This is a genomic window from Mesorhizobium sp. M7D.F.Ca.US.004.01.2.1, from assembly GCF_003997785.1.
Lineage (GTDB): Bacteria > Pseudomonadota > Alphaproteobacteria > Rhizobiales > Rhizobiaceae > Mesorhizobium > Mesorhizobium loti.
In genome coordinates this window covers 1-20,633 of sequence record NZ_RZRQ01000085.1, presented here as the reverse complement: position 1 = coordinate 20,633, position 20,633 = coordinate 1, and the positions used below count along the sequence as shown (strand labels likewise).

Here is a 20,633-nt window from a genome sequence, read left to right as displayed (position 1 = left end):
ATCCACTGGTATACGCTTGACCGGTTCAACAATCGGACCCACCGCAAGCTGCTGATCGTGGATGGACACGTCGCATTCACCGGGGGTGTCGGCATTGCCGACAACTGGCGCGGAAACGCCCGCAACCCGGATGAATGGCGCGACACGCACTATCGAATTGAAGGAACGGCAGTGTCAGCCTTCCAAGCAGCGTTCGCGCAAAACTGGCTAGAGACCACAGGGGAGACTTTGCAGGGTGAAAAGTTCTATCCTGAACCCGAACCAGCAGGAGAGCTGGATGCGCAGCTGATCCTATCTTCGCAGCCGAATGGCTCGGAGGACATGGAGCTGATGATGTTGACAGCCATGGCTGCTGCCAAAGAGCATTTGCGCATCGGGATGGCATACTTCGTGCCGGACGACGTCGCACTCCAGCAGATCTTGGACTCTAGGAAACGCGGCGTATCTGTTGATGTCATCGTGCCCAATTCGCTGACGGACGTGCCGCTGACTCGAAAGAGCTCGCGCTACTTCTGGGGTTCATTGCTCCAGGCCGGCGTTCGGATATTTGAGTTTCAGCCCACCATGTACCATCCCAAACTCTTGATCGTTGACGATGTCTGGTCGAGCTTTGGCTCAGCCAATTTGGACGAACGCTCCCTACGTCTGAACGACGAAGCCACGCTGAATGTTTACGGCAAGGATTTCGCAAAGACGCAAATCGACTTGTTCAACCAGGATCTGCAGCGATCCAGGCAGATCAGTCTGGAAGAATGGCAGGCCCGTCCGTTGCGCGAGAAGGTCGCGGACTGGTTTGCCAGCCAGCTGAGGTGGCAGCTTTAACCGGGCGCTTGCGCGGGTGCGCACGCTAGGTGATCTCGCAATAGAAATCGCAGATTAGATCGGCGACTTTTACAGCTTCGAAATCAGTCATGTGCGCCGCGTTCTCGGTAGCGACCGTCTCCAAGTCATCCTGATCAACCGCCAGAAGGTCCAGCAATTTTGCAAATTTGATTTTGAGTTCACGGTCACCGTCGAATTCATCGATCGTGACGTTCAGAATGTTCACGTTCGCCTCAATCAGCCTCGCTTGAATGCTATCCTCGGAGGCTGCCAGCGCCCGGATTGCACCGAAGAAGTGTTCACGGGCATTGGTATAATTGTCGTCCATTTTGGTACCTCTATGGGCAAAAGCGCGCCCTGGACGCGGGTGCGAACGGCGACGTACGCCTTTCACAGGGCAGGTGTCAACGACCCGTCTATGCACGCGTGTCATACAGGAAATGAAGCGGGACTTTACGATCCTACACGGGAAGCAGTTGCCGTAGGTGCAGTAAAGCTTGTGGTGCACTGCAATCAGTAACATCTATTCATAAATTTGGCACGTTTGTTGCTTATAACGAATTTAGGGATGGCGGGGGCCGAAGTAATGTATCGAAATGATGAAGAACTGTGCAATTGGGCGAGCACACGGGGCATCGCGATCTACCAGCGCTCAAAGACTGTATGGATCGCGTCAGGTGGGTACAGGGGCCATGATTTTGAAGTTAAGGCACGTTCTCCATCGATTGCGCTCGCATTGTGGCTTGAGGCTGCTCAGTACAGAGGTTCAAGGTCTTATAGCGCTCCATGATCTTGGCACTGATAAGTTCTTTCAGCGAGGAGGATTACGCGGCGCTAGAGGCTTGGCGATTTGGAAGAGGCGGATGCCCAGCCGGGCAGCGGCGGTGCGCGAATTCCTTTCGTCTTGGGTTGGAATCTGTCGACTATTTGGAAGCGTCCCCCAATCTTAGGGGCTCGGATCAGTAGAGCAAGTGGCCTCGTCGGTCACCTCAAGGAAGTAGTCTCCCGTCCGGTGGAGCATCAAAGGTCGGCGTGTTGCCTCTTCCGCTGCACGGAAAGAGGTTGATGCCTCTGCGCGATACTCTCGCGGCATCGGCCCTCGCCACAGAACCCGTGCTCAGAAGCTTGGCGTATTTGTCGAACAATGCCAATTTATTGGAGTAGGTGAGGTGCGTGACGTGATGGCAACCGTCGCAACGATGTTGAGCGGCAGACTTAAACCAGCGCCCAGGCTTTACGAAGCCACATCCGCATTCCGAGCATCGGATTCCATCTCGACTAAGTTTAGGCTTTGAGAGAGAGGCATCGCGTCTCCTACAGCCGCTTGAACTCGGCGAGACCTAGCCGGATCCGCTGGCCTTCCGCGTAGGACAGGGCGAATGATTCCAGATCAAATGAGCGGGTGATTTCTTCGTCGTCGCCAACTATGCGGACGAACCACTCTCCGCAGGCTTCGATCACTTCAACGCAAGGCGGAACCTTGCCGTTCGGGTGCACGCTGTCCATCGTAGCCTCCCCTTAAAGCGGAATTTTAAATCCGCCAGGATCAGGCCGGCAAGCCTTGGTAAGATGCGTACATTGCCTAGGAACCGGCCGACGCCTGATGGTATTTTGTGCATCAGTGGGAACCCAACACCCCGCGAGTCCCGAAATCCCTAGGGCGCCCGCCGCCGCCGTGAATGGGGCGGCGGGATCACGTCCGGGCCGCAGGAAAGGAAGCACTAGCTAATCCAGCAGCAGGAGGCGAGGCTTGTGCTTCGTCTCTTCATGCCAGATGACTTGGCGCAGATCGCGCATGTCGACCATCTGCCCGCAGCTGGGACAATTGTAGAAATGGTCGCGCTCGTCGGATACCGGCCATGCAGCTTGCCAGGGATCGGCGGGCCAAGATCTGATTGTTTCATCATCGGCTGCCCAGTGCCTTTGCCTCACGCTCCAGCGAATCACGGTCGTTGCCGTGCTTTCTCATAAGTTCCCGCACTTTAGGAATCGTAAGTTGGAACTTGCTGGCCAAATAGCCGACCTCGTATTCTTGGTCGCCTGCTACGCGGTCGCGGTCACGAAAATCACGTTTGCTCTTGTCGTCTGCCATTGTCGGTTGCTCCTGGCGAAAACAACATCGAAGATCACACCGGATTCCATTCGTTAGTCCCGAACATTCACTCGCGACGTCGTGGAGAGGTTTGCGATAGCATCGACATCCATAGTCACAAGTCCGCCTCCGTCGATCCGGACCGTACCTTCTCGTCTTCCTCATCGACGCGCGTTGCAAAACCGCTGATATCGACCTTCTGTCCGGCCTTCGCCTTCTTCGCCGTGTCGATGGCAAGGGGAAAATTGTAGGAGGGAATGCTAACGCTCGACACGCCGTCGTCCATCACTTTCAGGATGGTGGCCGTCAGGGTGATCTCGTTGCCAACTCTCGGACCTCACGCCATTTTGTCGCTCGCTGCACCGGTATGGTGTCGAAACGGCGCGACAGCAGATATCGCAGCGGCCCATCGACCAGCTGGCTAAAGGCGAAATGCTACTCTGTGAACGAAGCGGGCAAGCCGGCCTTCGCTTTGATGGCAGAGCGGGGCACAGGACGCTATGTCGGGTCGGCGTTCATCGCCATGAACCGGGAAATGCGCGAACGGTTGTGGAAGCGTGTCCAGGACCATGCAGGGACGGCGCCGAAGGGCATGAAGCGGGCGGCGACGCAGTGGGTCAAGCCGGGCATCATCGGCCGCGTGAAGCACTTGCGCGGCGAGGAGGATTTGCGGCACGCTTCACTGCAGGACTTTCGTGAGGAATGAGGATGACCAGTCTGTCGGTCGGTTCCGCTTCGGAGAGAACGGTTGACAGTTTTCGAACTTGAGCGCCGAGTCCCTTGCGCGAATTATCGCACGACTGCTCAAAGGGAGGACCGTACATGGAACGCCTTAATCGCAGATCAGCCCTTAAATTTGGTCTCGCCGCGACCGCCGCGACCCCCGTATTTTTATTAGCAGCCCCGGCGGAGGCGGCAGCGCCCAGCTATAGCGCCACCGATGGCATGGACATGGGGCACGGGCGACGGATGGTGGAAGTCGGGGAACAGGAGTCACAGATCGGTGCTTATAAGAGCATCAAGATAATCGATGTGATTTACCAACCTGGAGCTTCGGATCCGGACGACCAGCCCATGATGGATATGGACATGATCTGCCACATCATTGCCGGGGAGTTCAAAATCGAGAAGAAAGGAATTCCGGCCTATACCGTCAAAGATGGCGGCATCTACAGCTGCGGCAAGGGAAAGTCAGATAAAGCCACCAACATCAGCAAGGTGGTTGGCATCCATCGAATTGCACTCTTGATCCCAGCTTAAGGTCTGCAACGGGGCATTCGCCACTGTTGGCGACTTTGTTGCCGAGCCGTTCGTGTGGCGGTGGCACGCTGCCACACGGCGGGCGTTATATGCTGCGCAAGATGCAACTGTGCATTATGAAGCCTTGCTTGCCCAAATAGCCCTTGCCACCGAGATCGAGGCGAGGAATATAATCCTTCCGTTGCGGCGATTCCTCAACCAAGGAGTTCGCCAAATGGTCAGATCAAAACCGTCAAAGCAATTATCCCAGGCTGAAATCGAGGGCTTTCTGGTGGCAGCGGAAGCGCTGCACCTAAGCATCCTCAAGCCGTTCATATCGCTGCATTGCGACCACTACCGGCAGACGCGCCTCTTGCATGAGGTGCTGTTGAAAGCCGTGCGGGATGTCACCGGGCAGGAAGTCGAGTTCATCCCGTTGAGCACCACAGGACCGGTTAGGCCGCCTACCCGGCCGGGTAGGCGCTGAGGGACTTCGGTCTTAGTTGAGCGATAGCTAACGAAACCCTATCCTGGTCAGAACGATTCGCTCGGTGCCCACCCATCCGAAGGCAGCCCATGAAGAATTACCGCATTGAGGAAATGGACGGGGAATCCATTGTTTCGACGTTCGACGCAAAGGGTCGCACGCCTTTCGAGGCAGCAGAGGCAGCGTTAGGACAGAAGGTTACGCTGCGAGGCGCTTGCTGCAAGTGGATCCGCGTCACTGACCTTGTTGTGACGCTGCCAACCCGGTTTCGACCTCGCTATTTTGAATTCAGACGTAGAGAAAGCGCTCTGACCGGCTAGCTCCGGAACGTTTCCCCTTCGAGACCGTTCGGTCGGGTGGGGAACAATCTGTGGTTGATGAACCAGGCAAGCCGCCGACCGATGGTAGAGGCACCATGGCCCGCCGTCTTGTCGACGAGACTGGCATTACCGAAGCACAAGCCCGCGAGCTTATCAGCTTCCTCGGGTTCAATTGGGCGTCCCTGGTGCGAGAGGCACGGATGTTGAAGAAGCCTTTGAACCCTTAGGCGTAGCCGAGTTTTCAGCCGGCCTGTCCTGCTAATCGACCCGCCTGATCCGACCCTTTTCGAGACGGAACACCCCAGTGTTTCCACCTTGCTTCTCAAAGTCGGTCAGCAGTTCATCCCACGTCCCGAGGTACTTTCCGCAATCATCGCAAACAATCTGGGTTTCCGGTTTGGCGCCATCCGGAATTCTCAGTCGTATTGTGAGGCAATACGGGCATTCGAGGCGATGGTCCAGGTATTGCTGCTCGGGCATAATGCGCAGAATGCATCTGGATACCTGCAATCGCAAGATGGCCGGCGCCAAGGGTGGGAGCTATGGGATTCGGCGCCGGCCATGCGGACAACCAGGTCCGCCGCGTCTGAAGCTTGGTCGATTCTTCAGTTTGGCGTTATGGCGTGATCGCGGAAGCCCTATCCCCGCCCATCTGTCGTTGTGTCATCGTCAAACACATGGAAAGGCAGGTAGGTGTTTGTCTCAAGCCAATCCCGCAAAATCGTCGCGATGAGGTCGGGGCGGGTCATCTTCATCTCTGCGGCGATTGAATTCAACGCATCCTCGGTCGGTGGTTCCAGAGGCACGCCAGCCACATTGCGGAGCATCAGGGCGGCCCGCCGAAGGATGATCTGCAAATCCGCCCGCGACATATCCGCGATGCGGTCGGCGGCACTCTCAAGCTCTTGGGCGATCGATATGCGGCTCATCTGAAACTCAAATCACCTTTTGTTGCCGTCACTCAAGTCCCGTCAACTTTTCCCGCCCTGTGGAAGTCGGAGAGCGTCGAAAAAAGGTGCTGCTCTCGCTGCTGGCCTGCGTCAGACCTTACCGAAGCGGTGGGCGAATGGAACCGGAGATGACGATGAACGGTAATTTCCCAACTTGAGGCCTGGAGAACCATGTTAACGTTGATCGCATACTGCACAGCCTGCCGAACCCGGATGTCCTTGAGCGGCCGTTGTCCACGTTCATCCCAAGCCAGACATATCCGAGCCCAGGGTATTCCTTGAGCGTCGCCCCTCGAACTTGTAGGGGCCGCTCTCGGCTGCGCCGACAAGACCGGCAGGAGGGTTCTCGACGGAAAATCGCCTGAACCAGTTCCTTACTGAACCCGGTCAGGAATCTCACTCTTTCAGGCCAGGTCATGCCTGCCCTTGCCCGGTGCTCCGCTTCCGCCGAGGAGGCGCCAAGATCGAATGTTGGTCTCCGCAGTCAGAGTCCGAGTGTCTGACCCACTTCGAGGTGAAGGAAAGCTGCCGACGAATTGCTGAAAGCTGCGTCATCGAACGCGTCGATGGCGGTTCCGTGGGCAACATCAACCAGGAAGGCGGCGGCACGCTCAACCTTGTCGGCCGCTTCTTCAACCTTGTCGAAACGCATCAGTACTCGATCATGGAGCATCGACAACCGCGCCGCGTGGTAGAGCGCGCTTCGCCGGCGACCATCCGAGTCGAGTAGTTCGAATAGCATTGTCATGGCACGAATCCGTTTTGCGTCCGCAATCCTTTCCATTAGAAATTGTCACTTAGCTCCTTTGTTCCGCTTGCGGACCCAAGCGCTCCAAACACATGCAGCAGCTGAGGTGGCCGGATGACGGGGACAGCGGCGGACAGGACTGCCCAGCGGCAGTTATTTCTTGCAGCTTGGCATTTTTGTCATTGCTGCGTTCGCCTCCGCCTCTGTTTTGTATCTGGTCTTCGTGAGAGGGATAACCAGGGTTCCATCGGGCTTCTTCGTGACCACCTCACACTGCTTCGAGACCGCATCTTTCGCCACCCAATATTCAGTGGCTGCAAAGGCCGAAACAATAAACTGACTGATCACGCCAGCGGCGATTGCGCATTTTCGCATGTCGTTTGCTCCTTGGCTCAACACAGAACGTTCGGCCCCCATCCGCTGTTCCCACTCGCCTTTCATGCCACCAAACGCGGCGTCTGCCGCACTCAAATCCAGGTATGGTTCGACTGACCTGCCTTGAGGTAGAACTTCGCCTTATCCGGATCGAACACAGGCGCGTCAATGAATATTGGCGCGGGTGAGTTCTCGGAAGACTGAGCACCACAAACGGAAATCGGCTGGTCGACCCGCGAAGTGAGCTTCCATTGCACAGTAGGCCGCTGCGGTCTGCGCCTCCGAGCCATAGAGCTCCATTGCGGCATTTACTGCGTCGGTAGGATCGACAAAAACTGACAGCCTCAGCGCCTCCCCTTTGTCTGTCCGTGGCATCGGGCAACACTTCCTTGTCTTCGGCGCCTTCGTGCCGGCGCGATTCCACAACTTGCGGCCCAACGGCTTAGTTGCGAGGGGGCTCGCAGCGAGGGCCGCTGGACCTAACCGGCGGCATGTTGTTGGGATGTGCTGCCGGCTGGTGAAGAAATATGTATTCCTGGGAATTTTAGTGAAACATGCGAACGAAGGAAGGGCAGAGCCCGCTGGACCGGGCCGCCGGCTTTTACCAATTCGGTCGAGGGTGTGACCGGCATGGCAGCCCCTGCCGTGGCCTCACTGTTCAACGCCTATCGGCACGACATCTGGCGCGTGCTGCGTGGCGGGGTGAGGAACCTTGAATGTCCGAAGTGGTTTGTCTTCAAAAGGAGAACCACGCCACGCACCCCAAATCATAGCTCGATATGCCCGGCCCCGACCCCCGCAAGGACACAGACCGGGGGACTCGCGAAGCAGTTGTCAAAACGCCGGACAAGACCAACGACTGGCATCGTGATCAGGTCCATGGTGAGGGCGAGACTATCGGCATCGAACCCGACCGCGACGACAATCTCGCAACAGCCCAAACGAATACCGGTATCGAAATGGATGGCGTCGAGGAAGACGATGACAACGCTTATCAGAACAGCGACGACGCCTTGCCTGACGATGAAGAGGAGGCCGCCATAGCCCGTCATCCTACCCGGGAAGGTCGGTTTGACGAGACATAGTTTCCGGGCGCCTTTCAAGGCTATGTAGCGGGCTGGACGAGTTGCGCCAACATTTGGCGCCGTCTACGGTACACGGAATGTACCGCTGCCTTGGGCGGCTTTTTGTGCAACGTGTCTGCAGTTGTGGAACATTGTCACGCCGACGAAATTCGTTACGTGCACTGACCCACAGAGTGCTTCCCCATGAGACCTTGCCCGCCGCCGAAAGGTGGCGGGCTTTTAATTTCACGTTAGGGCGACTGGCTACTTGCTGATGATCCAGTCAACCAAGCCTGCTTCGGTCCGATCGCATCCGGTAAATTCGAATACCAGGCTCCTAGCCAGATTGCGCCATTGGGCCTCTGGTACCTTCGTTTCCAGGATCAAATCTCGAAATACAGAGCGGAGGATGTCCGCATCGAAGGCCGAGACAACAACGGGAACCGGGCCTGTATCCTCCCAAGCTCGCGCCATGTCGTCGCGATGACGTTCACGAAGGCGCCTCAGGAGATCTCGTGACGTTTGGATAGACTTCCGGGATCGATCCATGTCCCCAAAGAATCCGGCAGTTCCTGCCATCGTGTGCTGCCTAACGAGAGCGGCCGCTTCGATGACCGCTTTTGCGCTATCTAAATGTGGTTGAACCATCGCGGCCTCCCTTCCGACGAAGGGAATATTTTTACTCTCTTTTGAGGGTTGCCCCAGGGAGATTCTCTGTACGGTTTTAACCAAGCAATTGCCGGCCCATTAGTTCGCTCTAACTCAGCCAGGTGGCAATCCCCTCAAAGTTGCCGCAGTGGCCGGCGCTAGTTTCACTATTGTTCTCACCGGGCAATAACGCGCCGGCCATTTCCGAATCGGATTTGTCAGCACTAGGATGTTTGAGCGGCAACCCGCGAGGGGCTCGGCGCATGTCCCTGTCGGTGCCGTTGTAACTCTTTTGAGACTGTGAATTCCTACGATAGCGCTCGAAGATAGACAGCTTTTTTGCATAGCCGATGCGGACCGAAACCCCGCAGCTATCGCATCTGAACGCGCCGATCGTTCGGAGCCAGGAGCCGAGTCTGACCATTGGATGCGAACAAGCCGGGCACTGAAACTCCATTGGCATGTCGCGTAGATCATCGGATAAAGGCATGTGCAGTTCCCCTGACGCGGTGCCCTGTCGGGCTCCGGTTAAGCTAAGCCGAGAACAACCGGAATGGAGGAATGTTCCGGGCATGGCCTTTTGGCTGACTGGCAATGGACTTCAGTCTTATGCGATGCCATCTGCGCCGGCCGGCGGGGCCTATCTTATTCTTTACGAGGAAACTGGATGATCTCGGCGCTATCTTCGAGTTCCAGCGGCTCGTGCCATGGCTCCCCATGGCGCAAATCGCGCTGATCGACCTTCTGCCCGCAAGAGGGGCATGATAGAAATGCTGATCTTCCGGGATATCCTCACCGCCGTGCAGCGTGCCGGGAATTGGAGGGCCAAGGTCTGATAGCTTCGTCATAGGCTGAAACTGTACTCGAAGACGTGGCCGCGCTTTTCGTCCGTGACCCGGATCCACACTGGCTCGCTGGTGCGCAACGTGACTTCGCGCTCGGTTGCTTCCCTGGCGGCCTTCAAAGGCGTGGTCGCATTGACGATGTGGGCCGCTGTGACGCTGTCGCCGTCCATTTCCTCGACATGATATTTCGGCACCAGCGCGCTCCTAAAGGCTCTCCAACCGACCAACGTGCGGCCCTTGGCTTTGTTGCGGCCACGGGGGCAACATTTCGGATTCTGGAACTATTTTCAGCCTTAGCTAATTCAATCGCGGCTGCCGCGTTCCGTCCTGGCACGGCTGCTGATCTTGGTGTCTTGGGAGGCCCGCGTCCGCTGGGCGCGGGCGATACAAGAGTCCGCGTAATAGAAATGGTCAGTTCGGTCACCAGCCAGAATGGAAAGCGCCGCGGTGCGCAAAGCGCTCGACCGCCATAAGGTCTACATCACCGCGCGGCGCTCCTCAGGTAGTGATTCTAGGATGTCTGACAGTCCGATTTTCGGGCGGATCCGCTTCTTGAACGATCTGTCAGGGCAACCAAGTCACTGCCCGGTTCGGATCTTAAGCAAGGCGGCCCATCACGAAGTTGCTGACCGAAGCCTGGGGGTCGCCGCTGAAGACATCTGGGTGCCACGCGGCAGTCATAGGCGCGACAACGCTGCGGCCTTCTCCCCACGGTTGCACCGCGTTTTCGCAATCGTTCATCCGATGACATGGCGCTAGGTTGAGGTATGTGTCCAGATGCTTTCACCGTTCACCATCGTTCAGGCGGTCGCACAAAAGCAGTTGTGAACTCTAGGGCCCAGGAACGAAATTTGCCAGAATGGAACTTTTGTCGGCGGTGGGTGATGGCGTTTTTCGATTTCCCGGAAGATCGAGCTCTATCCAAGCTGGCGCATGATCGCTCGGCTTTTCCCAAGCTCGCAAGGCAGCATCGACGCCGGCATCACGTAAGCTGGTCGAAAGGGTTGGGCTGAGGAGGAGATGGTCCATGCGCAGGCCTGAGCTTCGGTCATAACCGCCCCCGTAGGAGAAGTTCCAATAGGTGTAGATGCCTTTCTCCGGATGGATGCGACGGACGGCATCGATCCAGCCGTCACCAAGCATTTTGGCATAGGCTTGCCGGCTCTCCGGAAAGTAGACTGCGTCGCCTACCCAACGTCTTGGGACCGCGGCATCGATCGGCGTTGGCACGACATTGTAATCGCCGCAAAGAACGGTTGTGACACCTTCTGTGAGCAGTAACTGGCTGTAGCTGATCAGACGGTCGAACCAGCGCAGCTTATAGTCGAATTTCGGGCCCGGCGCCGGATTGCCGTTTGGGAGGTACAGGCATCCCACGACGACCCCATCCACCTCGGCCTCGATGTACCGGCTGTGAGTGTCACCAGAATCCCCCGGCAGGCCGCGTCGACGTTCCAGCGGCATTTTTCCCCGGGCTAGTATGGCTACACCATTGTAGGATTTTTGTCCGTGCCAGATCGCGCCGTAGCCAGCGTTCCTAATGGCTTCGGCAGGAAATTTCTCATCCGACGTCTTCAATTCCTGAAGGCACACGATGTCATAGTCGTGCTGGCCCAGCCACTTGATGAGCACGGGCAGACGTCCGTTCACGCCGTTCAAGTTGAAGGTTGCGATGCGGATCACCTGGAGTTCTCAACAAACCTTGCCGATATGAACATGAAGTTGTCAGTGGTCTTTCCAGGGCTGAGCGGCCTAGCCAACCTGAGGCATCGTTCATCCATCGGCTCTCCTTAACCGCCCAGCGCGGGGAAAGTTCACAGCGCCGCTCCCGAGCATTGGGCATCATTCAGGCGCCATATTTCTGCGGCGTGTCGTTTAATGAACCTTAGGGCTGGCGCGGCGTTCCATCCAGCCAACTCGGTTGATGCACTATGACGGATTCCAACGCCGGTCCCGCGCCCCAGAAACAGGACGCAATTGGTGCCGAAGCTCGCTTTTCATACGATCGAATGGCGGTCGAGCGGTTTCAGCAAGCATTTCCGCGTGCCAGATGGAGCGACGAGCGCAAGAGCTGGTTCGTACCCGGAAAGACCGCAGCCCAGCGGATCGACCGCTGGCTGGCGCAAGAGGCGGCGTTGCGAGTACCCCATGACGATAGCAAGGGACGAGATGCCTTCGCCTTCGAGCCAATCTCAAGCCGGTATCTGGACATCGCGGACGACCTGCGCGTCCGCACGCCTTATTCGAGGACTGTGCTTGAAGAACTGCGCGCTGTCCCGTGGGCGAGTTGGGACGATGAATTGCGGGCCTGGAGAGTTCCATTCCGCTCATATGAGGCTCTCCGGGCACGATGGCCAAGCATCGAACGGGCTGCCCAGCATGCCGAACCGGAGGAAAGAAAACGGCGACGTGCGGCCGCCAGAAACACCGAAGCCTGTAGAGCCGCACAACAGCGGGCTGGTGAACGCCGGCGCCACCGCTACCCGTTGCCAGCTCAGGATCTACCCACCTTGGGCCGCGCCGTCGCCACCGAGCAGTACGGGATTGTCGTCTTCAGCGAATTTGCCGGTGAACTCGTTGAGCTGTCAGACGCAGCCGCCTTCTATCCCCACGCCTTGCCTGCAAGTGGTGACTTCGTTTGGGGTAACTGGCGTTCGGCAACCCTGGCCGAACTTGTGAGCACATGGCCTGCTCGATCAGCCGCCGGGCCGGCTGAACGCCTAAGAGGCTGGTGGAGGCCAACCCTTGCTGAACTGAGAGTTGCCCGTCGAAAGGCTCGCAGCAGGGAGCACAGGAGGCGAAGTCACGCGCCGTAAATCCGTGCTCACATTCGTTTCGTTATCCGCGCATTGCTCAAGTCGCCGAGCCTTGGGGTAGCTCGGCGCGCATAAGACCGCGCCCGATCGCCGGACAACGGCCGCGCACGAGAAGTTAAGCGCCAAAGCACATGGTTCGAATAACGCCCCCGTTCGACAAGAGCTCATCGTGGATTAGCCCGATTGTGCAGACGCTCCAGCGTCGTCGCCATGGGCGCCACTTCGTCACTCATGCTTATCGCCTGTCCAAGTCTAGGGCACTATCATGGAACGACTCTGCCTTGGGATGCCGGGCCGAGACCGCGTGGTTGCCAGCTATGGCGAACCGACACGCCATGCAGGGCTGCCGCAGCTCCGCATGGCCGGGTAGCTCCTAAAGTTGAGCAGCCAAAGTACCCCAGCAATTGCGACGGCCAAACTATGTGAACCAGCGACCGTGGTAGGCGAAGGTGCCGTGAACCTACCAGCCCTGTCGATCGTACCAGTCATCGACGTCACGGCGGACGCGATCCTTCTCAATGCCGTAGCGTTCCTGGATTATGCCTTCGAGCTGATCGCGCTTACCCGCGACGCGGTCGAGATCATCATCAGTGAGCTTGCCCCACTGCTCCTTCACCTTCCCCTTGACCTGCTTCCAATTTCCTTCGACCCGGTTCCAATCCATGGTAGCGACCTCCGTTTCACGGTGAAAGACTGCGTTTCACGATGAAACGGTCTTGTGGCCGTGGGGTTCCACGGGACCACGAACCTGCCGGCGCGCGTTTCGCGGGCGATAGGACTTAAGCTAATTGTAAAACGCACGGAACAGCTTGACGGTGGTTGCGGCCATTGTGAGGCAGCGCGAGCGCTCCGGGGCACTCCACACGCCGCGCAGTGATCGCGAGCGAGGATTGGGTGACCGGTTCGAAGTCGATCTCAAGTTACCACCTGCGAGCGAAGTGCCGTTTCGGCCCATTGGCAATCGGTGAAATGTTGTCGGAACTTTCGTCCATTCTGCAGGAGGCTCCGTGAAGTGGCGCTTGCGTTGGCGCCTATTTCGCTGGGTGCCGGTGGTGATGCTTCTCATCTCCGTCGACAGATCGGGAACCACCACAATGTCACAGGCAAACGTGCTGCCGGAGATGAAAGTTAAAGCCCCCGGCGCATCACTAGCGCCGAGGGCTTCGAGGCATGTACTATCTACCTGTCATGTCCGCATATGATCGTGGCCTAATATGATGAATGAACCGTGAATGACCGCCTTCCAGCCCTAGGTCATGACTGGTGCGGCGAGAGCCATTGGAAGGACCATGATGACCCGGAAACTCGCAAGCTCATGAAACCTCAGTGTTCACGCAATTGCGCCAAAAGGGTTACCAAGGATGTCCTGCCGGATGACTTTTGCGTCGGTCGTGACGGCCGTGGGGATAGATTTTCACTATGGGCAGACCGGCTGCTGTGAGGCGTGAAAGTGCTTCAATTTGCAATTTGAGGTGGCCGACTATCAAGGCGAAGCCGAAGCCCATGGAGCGCGACGCCTCCCACTGGTGCGGTCGATGCTTTGTATGGAGCGAAAGATCTCGGTCATGTACGCGCCGTAGCAGAGCGAAAGCGCCAGGATGCCGGCAGGCACCGCGTTGATGACGAAGCCGAGTTGCGGCAGGCCGAGATAAATCGGGTAAACCTGCATGAGCAGCGGAAGGCCGCAGAAGAAGGACGTGTAGAAGCTGGCGATGGCGCAGGCGAAACCATTGCTGGAAAGCTTGGCGACCGCGCCGGCGACCGCGATGACCGAAGCGATGACGATGGAAATCGCCGAGACGTAGAGCGTGGTGACAACGCCCTGGCTGATCAGGAACGGCAGCTTCTAGGGTGCATGTTCGGACCGGAACGCCGTCGCGCATGGTGTTGACTGACCCCAAGTTCAGCGGAATCCCGCCGCCCCATTCACGGCAGCGGCGGGTCGCCCCTGGGGTGGAGCTCACGGGCCGTTGGGATCCCGCTGCCGCATAAATTATTAGAGCGAGCTAAAGTTCCGACAAGCTTCTGACCATCAACGCATCGGGTGGGTTCTACGCAATGTACGTATTTTACAAAGCCTTGCAGGCCTGATCCTGACGGATTTAATCTTCCTTTTTAGGGGAGGCTGCGATGGATAGCGTGCACCCGAAAGGCAAGGTCTCACCTTGCGTTGAAATGATCGAGGCATGCGGAGAGTGGTTCGTCCGCATAGTGTCGGATGACGGAGAACTTACCCATTCATTTGAGCATGAATCGCTCGCGATGGCATATGCGGAAGGCCAGCGAATAAGACTTCGCCTTGACAAGGTGGTGCGGCTCTAACGCCATGTTGCAGTACCAACACAAAGTCGCTGCGCCTGTCGGCTAGCAGCCTTCGGCTTTCAGAGACCGCACCATACGCACAACAATTGGATCGTACGGTGTCTTTTCAAATCTGCTGTAATTGATTGTGAAAAGAGCGGCGCGGTCGTTGCAGACTTTAATGGCACGGACGTAACGGATTTCGCCATTCTTGACTCCCGAATAGCTAGCCCATTTCGGGGTGACGCGCCGGTAGCTGAGCTGCCAGCCCGCCTTTTCGTCCTCCATCATCCGATGTTCGATCTCTGCGCGAAAGCTGGCCTTGCCGAGCCTTGCACCCCATACGGCAAGAAACGCGTTTCTTGGGCCCTGAAAAGCTGCACCCTGATCCTCATGCTGTGTCAGCACGAAACCAGGAGGAACATCGAACGTGAAGCCAAGCTGCCGGACGCCGAAGGGCTGCCACGCTTGAGCCTGAAGAAGCGTGGAGCAAAAAAGATAGGCGAATAGGCTCAGCACAAGACGTGGCATTGGCTTGGTCTATCATTGGTTCGAGGCCAGACGCTTCGGTCTCGCAGGCGCTTTAGTCGCGTCAAAAGTGGCCGGTAGCAGCAGTTGAGTCTCGGTCGAGGTCGTAGTTATTCGGTCAATCGGCTGGATAATCACCATCCGTCCATGTCGGTCGGGCCATGGTATCCGACCCGAGAGGAAGAACAAAATTCCGACAATGCCACTGACGAGCAGCGCAGTGAACGTGTTTTGCTATGACCTCGCCAAGCCGCACCCGAATCCTCCGCAAATGAGTACCCGCCCCCGTCTGGCGGGTACGACCGACGATGAAGGGACTAATAATCGGCGGTCGTTTCGAAACGGTCGGTGGCGCCAAATGTTGCCGAGTGCGGACCTTTGCCGGCCACCGCTAGGACTTCAGTCGTAGTTGGGTAACAAACAGCGGGCGCCGCTTTGTGCCCCGCAGCTATGTGCTGACGAAGCTGTTCCACCAAAGCCAATCCGGAGCGCTTGTCTGCTTTGGCAGTGGACACAAGATGGCAACCTGATCAGCGAAAATACCAGGCGCTTGAATACGTCGGCTCCACGGGAGAACTGCGCTCGCTGCACCACTTCAACAGCGTAGTTACATCTCCGCTTATCGGAACGCCGGCATTCGTGACGTCCAGATCGCTAAGCCGATGATGACGATCAATATCCAGAAGAGCGAATTGACGAGCATGCGAACGAGGTCGCGGTTTTGGTCTTTGGTAACGCCAAGCCGATCGGAGAGAATGTCGCCTGGCGCGATAAACAGCCAGAGTATGAACCGGCCGAGCCTTGCCATGCCATTCCTTGCCTCTCCAGCAAGACAGGAAAGCACCATCGCGGGCGCAAGTCGAGGGGGCCATATCGAAACTGCCCGTTCACCAGCCGGGCGGAGCCAATTCGGCGGCCTCAGGCGGAAGCGCGCCTTGCTGCGCCCGCAATGAGATCTTCAACCTCTTGCTTGGGCACGGGCCTGGACAGCAAGAATCCTTGTAGCTGCTCGCAGCCGAGTTTGCGCAGAACATCGCACTGGCTCTGCGTCTCCACACCTTCCGCCGTGGTGCTGAGACCAGTGGCGCGGGCCAGGTCGACTATGGCCTGAACAATAGCCTCGTCACCATTTGAGTGACCGAAGCCCTGCACAAAACTCCGATCGATCTTAATCCGATCGACGTCCAGGCTTTGCAGGCGTCCAAGCGAGGAAAATCCCGTCCCGAAATCATCAAGAGCAAAGCGCACGCCGATGCTGCGCAACGCTTCGATGTTTTGCCGGCACTCAGTCCGGTTTTGAGATAGCGTGCTTTCGGTAACCTCGAGTTCGAGCCGTCGAGGATCCATCTGAGTCTCCAGTAAGATGCTCGTCACCCTCATGGCGAAACTCGGATTGCTCAGCTGCAAAGCCGACACGTTCACTGACAATGTCTCTATTGGCCAGTGCACAGCATCGAGACATGCCTGCCGGAGAACCAGCTCGCCCAGTTGTTCAACGAGCCCCGTTTCTTCGGCCAACGGTATGAACAAGTCGGGGGCAACCCAACCACGCTCCACATGCGACCAGCGAGCAAGGGCTTCGACGCCCGTCATCCTGTTTGTATCTGCAGTGTATAGCGGTTGGTAGTGAACCTGGATCTGGCAGGGCGCTTGCAAAGCAGTGCGCAGGTCCTGTTCGAGACCCTTGCGCATTACCAGCGTCTGGTCCATCTCGGTTCCAAAGAATGCATAACCGCTGCGGCCGCCGGCTTTGGCGTGATACAGTGCAACGTCTGCTCTGCGCACCAACTCCACCCACTCCAATCCGTCCCTTGGAGCGAACGCTACGCCGACACTCACCCCCACAAAGAGCTGAGCTCCCGCGACTTGGAATGGCCGGCGAGCGGTCTCGAGCAAATGTTCGCACAATGTCTTGACCTCATCTTCGCCTGCGACCGAACGCTGGATGATGATGAATTCGTCGCCTCCCAAGCGCGCGACCGTATCTGCATCAGTGGTTAGCCGCCTCAGCCGGTCTGCGAACTCCCTAAGCAACTCATCGCCGGCGGGGTGACCAAAGGTATCATTAACCTGCTTGAACCTGTCGAGGTCGAGGTAAAGAATTGCCAGTTGCTCTCCCGTCGAGGGCAGTCGCGATAGCGCGTCAGCCAAACGGTCGTTGAATTGGACACGATTGGGCAGCGCCGTGAGGAAGTCGTGGTGGGCGAGGTGAAAGATTCGACCTTCCGATTCAATCAGCTTCAAAGTTCGCCTGCGAAAGGCCCTCAGGGCTACACCGACACCGCCCAGCACCAGCGCGAATAAGGCGACGACAATTGGAAGCAGTTGAAAAAGGGCGAAGGTCCCGGGCCGATATGGCTGCCAGACGAAGAAGCCGATCGTCGAGCCAGATCGGTCGATGAGGGGATAAGATGTCTCTGCCGAGGCGAGCCTATTCGCCCAGGAGAAACGCGCGCCGTCGAGCAGATAATCCTGGCGCAGCAAGCTAAGGAAACCGCCATCGAGATATCGAATCGCGACGTGCAGAAACTCCTGACCCGGTATTTGCGCGATGTGGCCACTGTCGGAAACGACCGGCTTTATACTCACAATGGCAGGATGGCCCGAGACAACGGCCATATCGGAGGCACCTATCGTGAGCACCCGCTCCGTTACTCCCTCGGTGTCCCCACGTTTCAGTCTTGCCCTAAGATGAACGACAAGAGGCGCTGTCGTCTGGCTAACGGAACGGTAGCTGGAGGACGCAGCAGTCGAGCCGTCGACGAATGCGTAGACCGGGGTGTCATTGGCGTCGAGAATGTAGACCTCGTCATGGCCAAAGTAGGTGTGCATCCAACTTCCGAGATTGGTATCGATCCATTTTGCGTCGCGGGTCCGCAGCGCATTGACCGCATCGTCCCAAACCGTGACGCTCTCCTGGTCATGTGCCACTCCGTTCTCCAGATTGGATACGATAAGGGCAACTAGGCTTTTCTGTCGCGACACGGCAACACTGTCAGTCTGGATAGCCGACCACAGCAAAAGTCCTGTGGTGACGGTAGCCACTACCAGCGTGAAAATGATGATGGGCAAAGCCGTTCTCAACAGGAAGAGACGGCGGGTTGGTTCGCCAAAATGCCGTAGCGGTTTCATGAACCTCCTTTACAATAGGAAAGCTTCTGGACGGTTAAAAGGCACCGGTCGCTCGACAAGCTGCTCGGTGATATGTTGTGTCGCGGTCGCGCCTTGAAAGGGGCAAGGAGGGCCCGAATTTAGCGTTGCCGCGATTCGATCCGGGCCAGGCAGTGATTTGGCTGGACGAATCAAGCGTTGTGGCCGGGCTCACGATGTTGCTCGGGTTCGACCCAAAAACGAGTACAACAAGGTCGCGAAGGCTGACCTTTACTCTGTTGCGCCGACCGCACTGAGAGCAAGTGCAGTCCATCGAAGCACCAATGTGATCGCTCGGTTGCGTTGAGGCCGCCCTGGCGCCGGCCAGACGAGGGGATGCCGGACCGTCCGTTGCCCGTCCGCTGTGGTCGAAGCCGACGATATTTACCCGTTGTTCCATGACGACGCATGGCCAAGTTGGAACACAACGGCTCAAGGGACATTTGCTTGATGACAGGAGATGTCCATGCCAAAATTCCGCTTTGAGACCATCGATTCCGACCGCACGACGATATCCGAGGAAGAGTTGGCCAGCGTAGACCTCGCAAGTCCGCGCGCCATCGAAAAAGCTCACGCAGTGCTGCTTGCGCATCGAAGCGTCGATCAAACCGCGTCGATCACGAAGGTATATGATGAGGCCGGCTATCTGGTCGCCACCGTCAACTTCTCGGACGTGATGCGCGACGAATCCCGGCGGCAGCCGATCAGTGATCCGTCCCCCGAAGAGCCGGGCGTCATACGATCGGGCTGACTGTTCTGCGGGCTTTTCTTTGTCAGGGAGTGCAGTCGTCCGGCAGGTTCGATCGCCAGAGAACGCGCAATGCCACTTATCACCGGAATCGCCTTCGCCCTCCTCATTTTGTTCATCGTCCTGTTTTTGACCCATGCCACGCGAGACCTGCAAAGCTCGCCGCTGTTTTGCCGCTTGAAACGCCGCTGTCATCATTGGGATTGCGACCACAGGCCTCGCACCACGAAACTTCACGACACTCGTATGCGCCGATCGCGCTGGTACCTATGATGGGAACGAGGGGAGGCTCAGAGTGCTTCGCCGAACCAAGAGATTTCAATTCCTTGATTTCCTCGTCGCGCCGCGCGATGCGGCTCTCGAGGTTGGCGAGGCGTTCGGTCAAAAAGTATCGTCCAACCACAAAACCGCCACTCGCAAAAAGGACAGCGCAGGTTGCAAACACCGTTGGATTGGCCACTACCAGCACCGAGTTGGTCTGGAAGAAATCGATGAGGTCATGCATCGCTTCGGCTGCTCCTGAGGTGCGTTGTGACGCGTAAATTCCCAACGGCTCTGCTGCGGCCGCTCGCTCAGCAGGCGTTCATCGGCTTGCTCGACACGACGCCATTGGCAGAAGGCATCCCGGACTATCCGCCCGCACATTTCCGTGACTGGTCCCGATCTGATCGGAACGATGTTCTGTCCGACCGGTCACGCCGCGCTGTCGCGATCTCACCGACCGCCTACTGCTAATCTACATCTCATCAAATAAGGAATATATTCCTCTATCGTCAAGAGCTTCCTGACTTCGATGTTCTTATTCTGTCCACCATCAGCTGAGCTGGAGGCGAACCAGGGAACTTCGTTTACACCGATTGGGCGACGCCCACCGAGCGCCTTGCGGAGGATATCCGGACCGACAATTGGGTTCATCGGCGCGGACATTGGAACTCCACGGGCGCCAAACATTGCCGAACTCACGCAATAGTGGGAAGCTGCGCACTAGGGAGTACCCATGAGCAGCGTCACCACGCATTACGGCAGCGACGGCATCGTCGACCGCATATTGGCCGCGATCCCCGACGCCAAATTCGACAGTCTCAGTGCCGCGCAACTCTATCCGTTCGACCAGCTGCATGGCCGCGAGCTCATCGCCACGCAGGACCATGCTGCTCGTCTGGCCCCCTCGCCCACCGACCGGATCCTCGATATCGGCAGCGGCATTGGTGGCCCGGCGCGCTTCCTTGCCGCCACCTATGGCTGCGACGTCGACGGCGTCGACCTCACGCCAGCCTTTGTCGCGGCGTCCAGCCGACTGACCAAGCTCTCCGGCCTCGCCGACAAGGTTCGCTTCCACGAAGCCAACGCGGCGAAACTGCCCTTTGCCGAAAACACATTCGACGCGGCAATCTGCTTCTATGTCGGCATGAACATCGCCGACAAGGCCGCCGTGATCGCGCAGGCTTTTCGCGTTCTGAAGCCGGGCGGCAAGCTGATCTGGACGGAAGCCGTGCTGGC

21 protein-coding genes and 1 pseudogene are annotated in these 20,633 nt (G+C 57.7%); 7 read left to right on the top strand and 15 right to left on the bottom strand.

The features are described 5' to 3' along the window. Positions 1–822: phospholipase D-like domain-containing protein (locus tag EN993_RS14500; RefSeq protein ID WP_245468813.1), on the top strand; the 822-nt coding region annotated here is incomplete at its 5' end. 25 nt (positions 823–847) lie between these two features. Here the strand turns inward: EN993_RS14500 and EN993_RS14495 are convergent. From EN993_RS14495 to EN993_RS37780, 4 genes are all read right to left on the bottom strand, one after another. Next, on the bottom strand, positions 848–1,150 hold the full coding sequence (locus tag EN993_RS14495) for a hypothetical protein (protein WP_109671012.1): 303 nt from the start codon (positions 1,148–1,150) through the stop codon (positions 848–850). A gap of 986 nt (positions 1,151–2,136) precedes the next feature. Next, positions 2,137–2,328, bottom strand: a complete 192-nt coding sequence (locus tag EN993_RS14485) for a hypothetical protein (protein ID WP_109671016.1) — start codon at positions 2,326–2,328, stop codon at positions 2,137–2,139. A 397-nt stretch (positions 2,329–2,725) separates the two neighbouring features. Further along, entirely contained in the window at positions 2,726–2,914 is a 189-nt protein-coding gene (locus EN993_RS14475) for a DUF3606 domain-containing protein (RefSeq protein ID WP_127263795.1), read from the bottom strand. 115 nt (positions 2,915–3,029) lie between these two features. Further along, a complete protein-coding gene (locus EN993_RS37780; RefSeq protein ID WP_245468811.1) occupies positions 3,030–3,188 on the bottom strand; it encodes a hypothetical protein in 159 nt (52 codons plus the stop codon). 168 nt (positions 3,189–3,356) lie between these two features. On the opposite strand from EN993_RS37780, the gene EN993_RS14465 reads away from it, so the two are divergent. The 3 genes from EN993_RS14465 to EN993_RS14455 all read left to right on the top strand — a co-directional run bounded on the left by EN993_RS14465 (position 3,357) and on the right by EN993_RS14455 (position 4,640). Then, positions 3,357–3,620 carry a hypothetical protein gene (locus tag EN993_RS14465; RefSeq protein ID WP_245468809.1) on the top strand — a complete coding sequence of 88 codons (264 nt, stop codon included), beginning with the start codon at positions 3,357–3,359 and terminating at the stop codon, positions 3,618–3,620. 116 nt (positions 3,621–3,736) lie between these two features. Then, positions 3,737–4,174 carry a hypothetical protein gene (locus tag EN993_RS14460; RefSeq protein ID WP_109671018.1) on the top strand — a complete coding sequence of 146 codons (438 nt, stop codon included), beginning with the start codon at positions 3,737–3,739 and terminating at the stop codon, positions 4,172–4,174. A 214-nt stretch (positions 4,175–4,388) separates the two neighbouring features. After that, positions 4,389–4,640: a hypothetical protein gene (locus EN993_RS14455; RefSeq protein WP_127263793.1), complete on the top strand. Its 252-nt coding sequence runs from the start codon at positions 4,389–4,391 to the stop codon at positions 4,638–4,640. A gap of 958 nt (positions 4,641–5,598) precedes the next feature. Here the strand turns inward: EN993_RS14455 and EN993_RS14445 are convergent. The 3 genes from EN993_RS14445 to EN993_RS14435 all read right to left on the bottom strand — a co-directional run bounded on the left by EN993_RS14445 (position 5,599) and on the right by EN993_RS14435 (position 7,129). Continuing rightward, the gene (locus EN993_RS14445; protein WP_127263791.1) at positions 5,599–5,889 is read right to left on the bottom strand and encodes a hypothetical protein; all 291 of its coding nucleotides are present in this window, start codon (positions 5,887–5,889) and stop codon (positions 5,599–5,601) included. 505 nt (positions 5,890–6,394) lie between these two features. Next, positions 6,395–6,658, bottom strand: a complete 264-nt coding sequence (locus tag EN993_RS14440) for a hypothetical protein (RefSeq protein WP_109671187.1) — start codon at positions 6,656–6,658, stop codon at positions 6,395–6,397. 153 nt (positions 6,659–6,811) lie between these two features. Then, complete coding sequence (locus EN993_RS14435; protein WP_245468808.1) at positions 6,812–7,129, bottom strand: hypothetical protein; 318 nt, start codon at positions 7,127–7,129, stop codon at positions 6,812–6,814. Positions 7,130–7,812: 683 nt separating this feature from the next. Here EN993_RS14435 and EN993_RS14430 point away from each other — a divergent pair. Beyond that, positions 7,813–8,118, top strand: coding sequence for a hypothetical protein (locus tag EN993_RS14430; RefSeq protein WP_127263789.1), 306 nt, complete (start codon positions 7,813–7,815; stop codon positions 8,116–8,118). A 1,471-nt stretch (positions 8,119–9,589) separates the two neighbouring features. Here the strand turns inward: EN993_RS14430 and EN993_RS14410 are convergent. From EN993_RS14410 to EN993_RS14370, 7 genes and pseudogenes are all read right to left on the bottom strand, one after another. After that, positions 9,590–9,784 (bottom strand): hypothetical protein, encoded by a 195-nt coding sequence (locus tag EN993_RS14410; protein WP_109671030.1) that lies wholly within the window; start codon positions 9,782–9,784, stop codon positions 9,590–9,592. Between the two features lie 637 nt (positions 9,785–10,421). Beyond that, positions 10,422–11,273, bottom strand: coding sequence for an exodeoxyribonuclease III (gene xth, locus EN993_RS14405; RefSeq protein WP_127263785.1), 852 nt, complete (start codon positions 11,271–11,273; stop codon positions 10,422–10,424). A 1,593-nt stretch (positions 11,274–12,866) separates the two neighbouring features. After that, on the bottom strand, positions 12,867–13,070 hold the full coding sequence (locus tag EN993_RS14395) for a CsbD family protein (RefSeq protein ID WP_127263781.1): 204 nt from the start codon (positions 13,068–13,070) through the stop codon (positions 12,867–12,869). Between the two features lie 826 nt (positions 13,071–13,896). Continuing rightward, positions 13,897–14,252 (bottom strand): annotated as a pseudogene (locus tag EN993_RS14390) (ABC transporter permease subunit); the annotation flags it as partial. 518 nt (positions 14,253–14,770) lie between these two features. Next, positions 14,771–15,238, bottom strand: coding sequence for a hypothetical protein (locus tag EN993_RS14380; protein ID WP_127263777.1), 468 nt, complete (start codon positions 15,236–15,238; stop codon positions 14,771–14,773). 616 nt (positions 15,239–15,854) lie between these two features. Next, positions 15,855–16,043 carry a hypothetical protein gene (locus EN993_RS14375; protein WP_109671044.1) on the bottom strand — a complete coding sequence of 63 codons (189 nt, stop codon included), beginning with the start codon at positions 16,041–16,043 and terminating at the stop codon, positions 15,855–15,857. 110 nt (positions 16,044–16,153) lie between these two features. Further along, positions 16,154–18,367, bottom strand: a complete 2,214-nt coding sequence (locus tag EN993_RS14370; protein ID WP_127263775.1) for an EAL domain-containing protein — start codon at positions 18,365–18,367, stop codon at positions 16,154–16,156. Positions 18,368–18,851: 484 nt separating this feature from the next. On the opposite strand from EN993_RS14370, the gene EN993_RS14365 reads away from it, so the two are divergent. Then, positions 18,852–19,136, top strand: a complete 285-nt coding sequence (locus EN993_RS14365; protein ID WP_127263773.1) for a hypothetical protein — start codon at positions 18,852–18,854, stop codon at positions 19,134–19,136. Between the two features lie 112 nt (positions 19,137–19,248). Here the strand turns inward: EN993_RS14365 and EN993_RS37775 are convergent, their stop codons facing one another. Next, positions 19,249–19,638, bottom strand: coding sequence for a hypothetical protein (locus EN993_RS37775; RefSeq protein WP_245468807.1), 390 nt, complete (start codon positions 19,636–19,638; stop codon positions 19,249–19,251). Between the two features lie 492 nt (positions 19,639–20,130). Between EN993_RS37775 and EN993_RS14355 the strand changes: the two genes are divergently transcribed. Continuing rightward, the coding region (locus EN993_RS14355) for a class I SAM-dependent methyltransferase (RefSeq protein ID WP_164757659.1) at positions 20,131–20,633 on the top strand (503 nt) is incomplete at its 3' end.

What these genes read in the sequence shown, in the direction of transcription:
- EN993_RS14495 (WP_109671012.1), bottom strand. Translation starts at nt 1,150, where the DNA reads ATGGACGACAATTATACCAATGCCCGTGAACACTTCTTCGGTGCAATC.
- EN993_RS14485 (WP_109671016.1), bottom strand. Translation starts at nt 2,328, where the DNA reads ATGGACAGCGTGCACCCGAACGGCAAGGTTCCGCCTTGCGTTGAAGTG.
- EN993_RS14475 (WP_127263795.1), bottom strand. Translation starts at nt 2,914, where the DNA reads ATGGCAGACGACAAGAGCAAACGTGATTTTCGTGACCGCGACCGCGTA.
- EN993_RS14460 (WP_109671018.1), top strand. Translation starts at nt 3,737, where the DNA reads ATGGAACGCCTTAATCGCAGATCAGCCCTTAAATTTGGTCTCGCCGCG.
- EN993_RS14455 (WP_127263793.1), top strand. Translation starts at nt 4,389, where the DNA reads ATGGTCAGATCAAAACCGTCAAAGCAATTATCCCAGGCTGAAATCGAG.
- EN993_RS14445 (WP_127263791.1), bottom strand. Translation starts at nt 5,889, where the DNA reads ATGAGCCGCATATCGATCGCCCAAGAGCTTGAGAGTGCCGCCGACCGC.
- EN993_RS14440 (WP_109671187.1), bottom strand. Translation starts at nt 6,658, where the DNA reads ATGACAATGCTATTCGAACTACTCGACTCGGATGGTCGCCGGCGAAGC.
- EN993_RS14430 (WP_127263789.1), top strand. Translation starts at nt 7,813, where the DNA reads ATGCCCGGCCCCGACCCCCGCAAGGACACAGACCGGGGGACTCGCGAA.
- EN993_RS14395 (WP_127263781.1), bottom strand. Translation starts at nt 13,070, where the DNA reads ATGGATTGGAACCGGGTCGAAGGAAATTGGAAGCAGGTCAAGGGGAAG.
- EN993_RS14380 (WP_127263777.1), bottom strand. Translation starts at nt 15,238, where the DNA reads ATGCCACGTCTTGTGCTGAGCCTATTCGCCTATCTTTTTTGCTCCACG.
- EN993_RS14375 (WP_109671044.1), bottom strand. Translation starts at nt 16,043, where the DNA reads ATGGCAAGGCTCGGCCGGTTCATACTCTGGCTGTTTATCGCGCCAGGC.
- EN993_RS14370 (WP_127263775.1), bottom strand. Translation starts at nt 18,367, where the DNA reads ATGAAACCGCTACGGCATTTTGGCGAACCAACCCGCCGTCTCTTCCTG.
- EN993_RS14365 (WP_127263773.1), top strand. Translation starts at nt 18,852, where the DNA reads ATGCCAAAATTCCGCTTTGAGACCATCGATTCCGACCGCACGACGATA.
- EN993_RS37775 (WP_245468807.1), bottom strand. Translation starts at nt 19,638, where the DNA reads ATGCATGACCTCATCGATTTCTTCCAGACCAACTCGGTGCTGGTAGTG.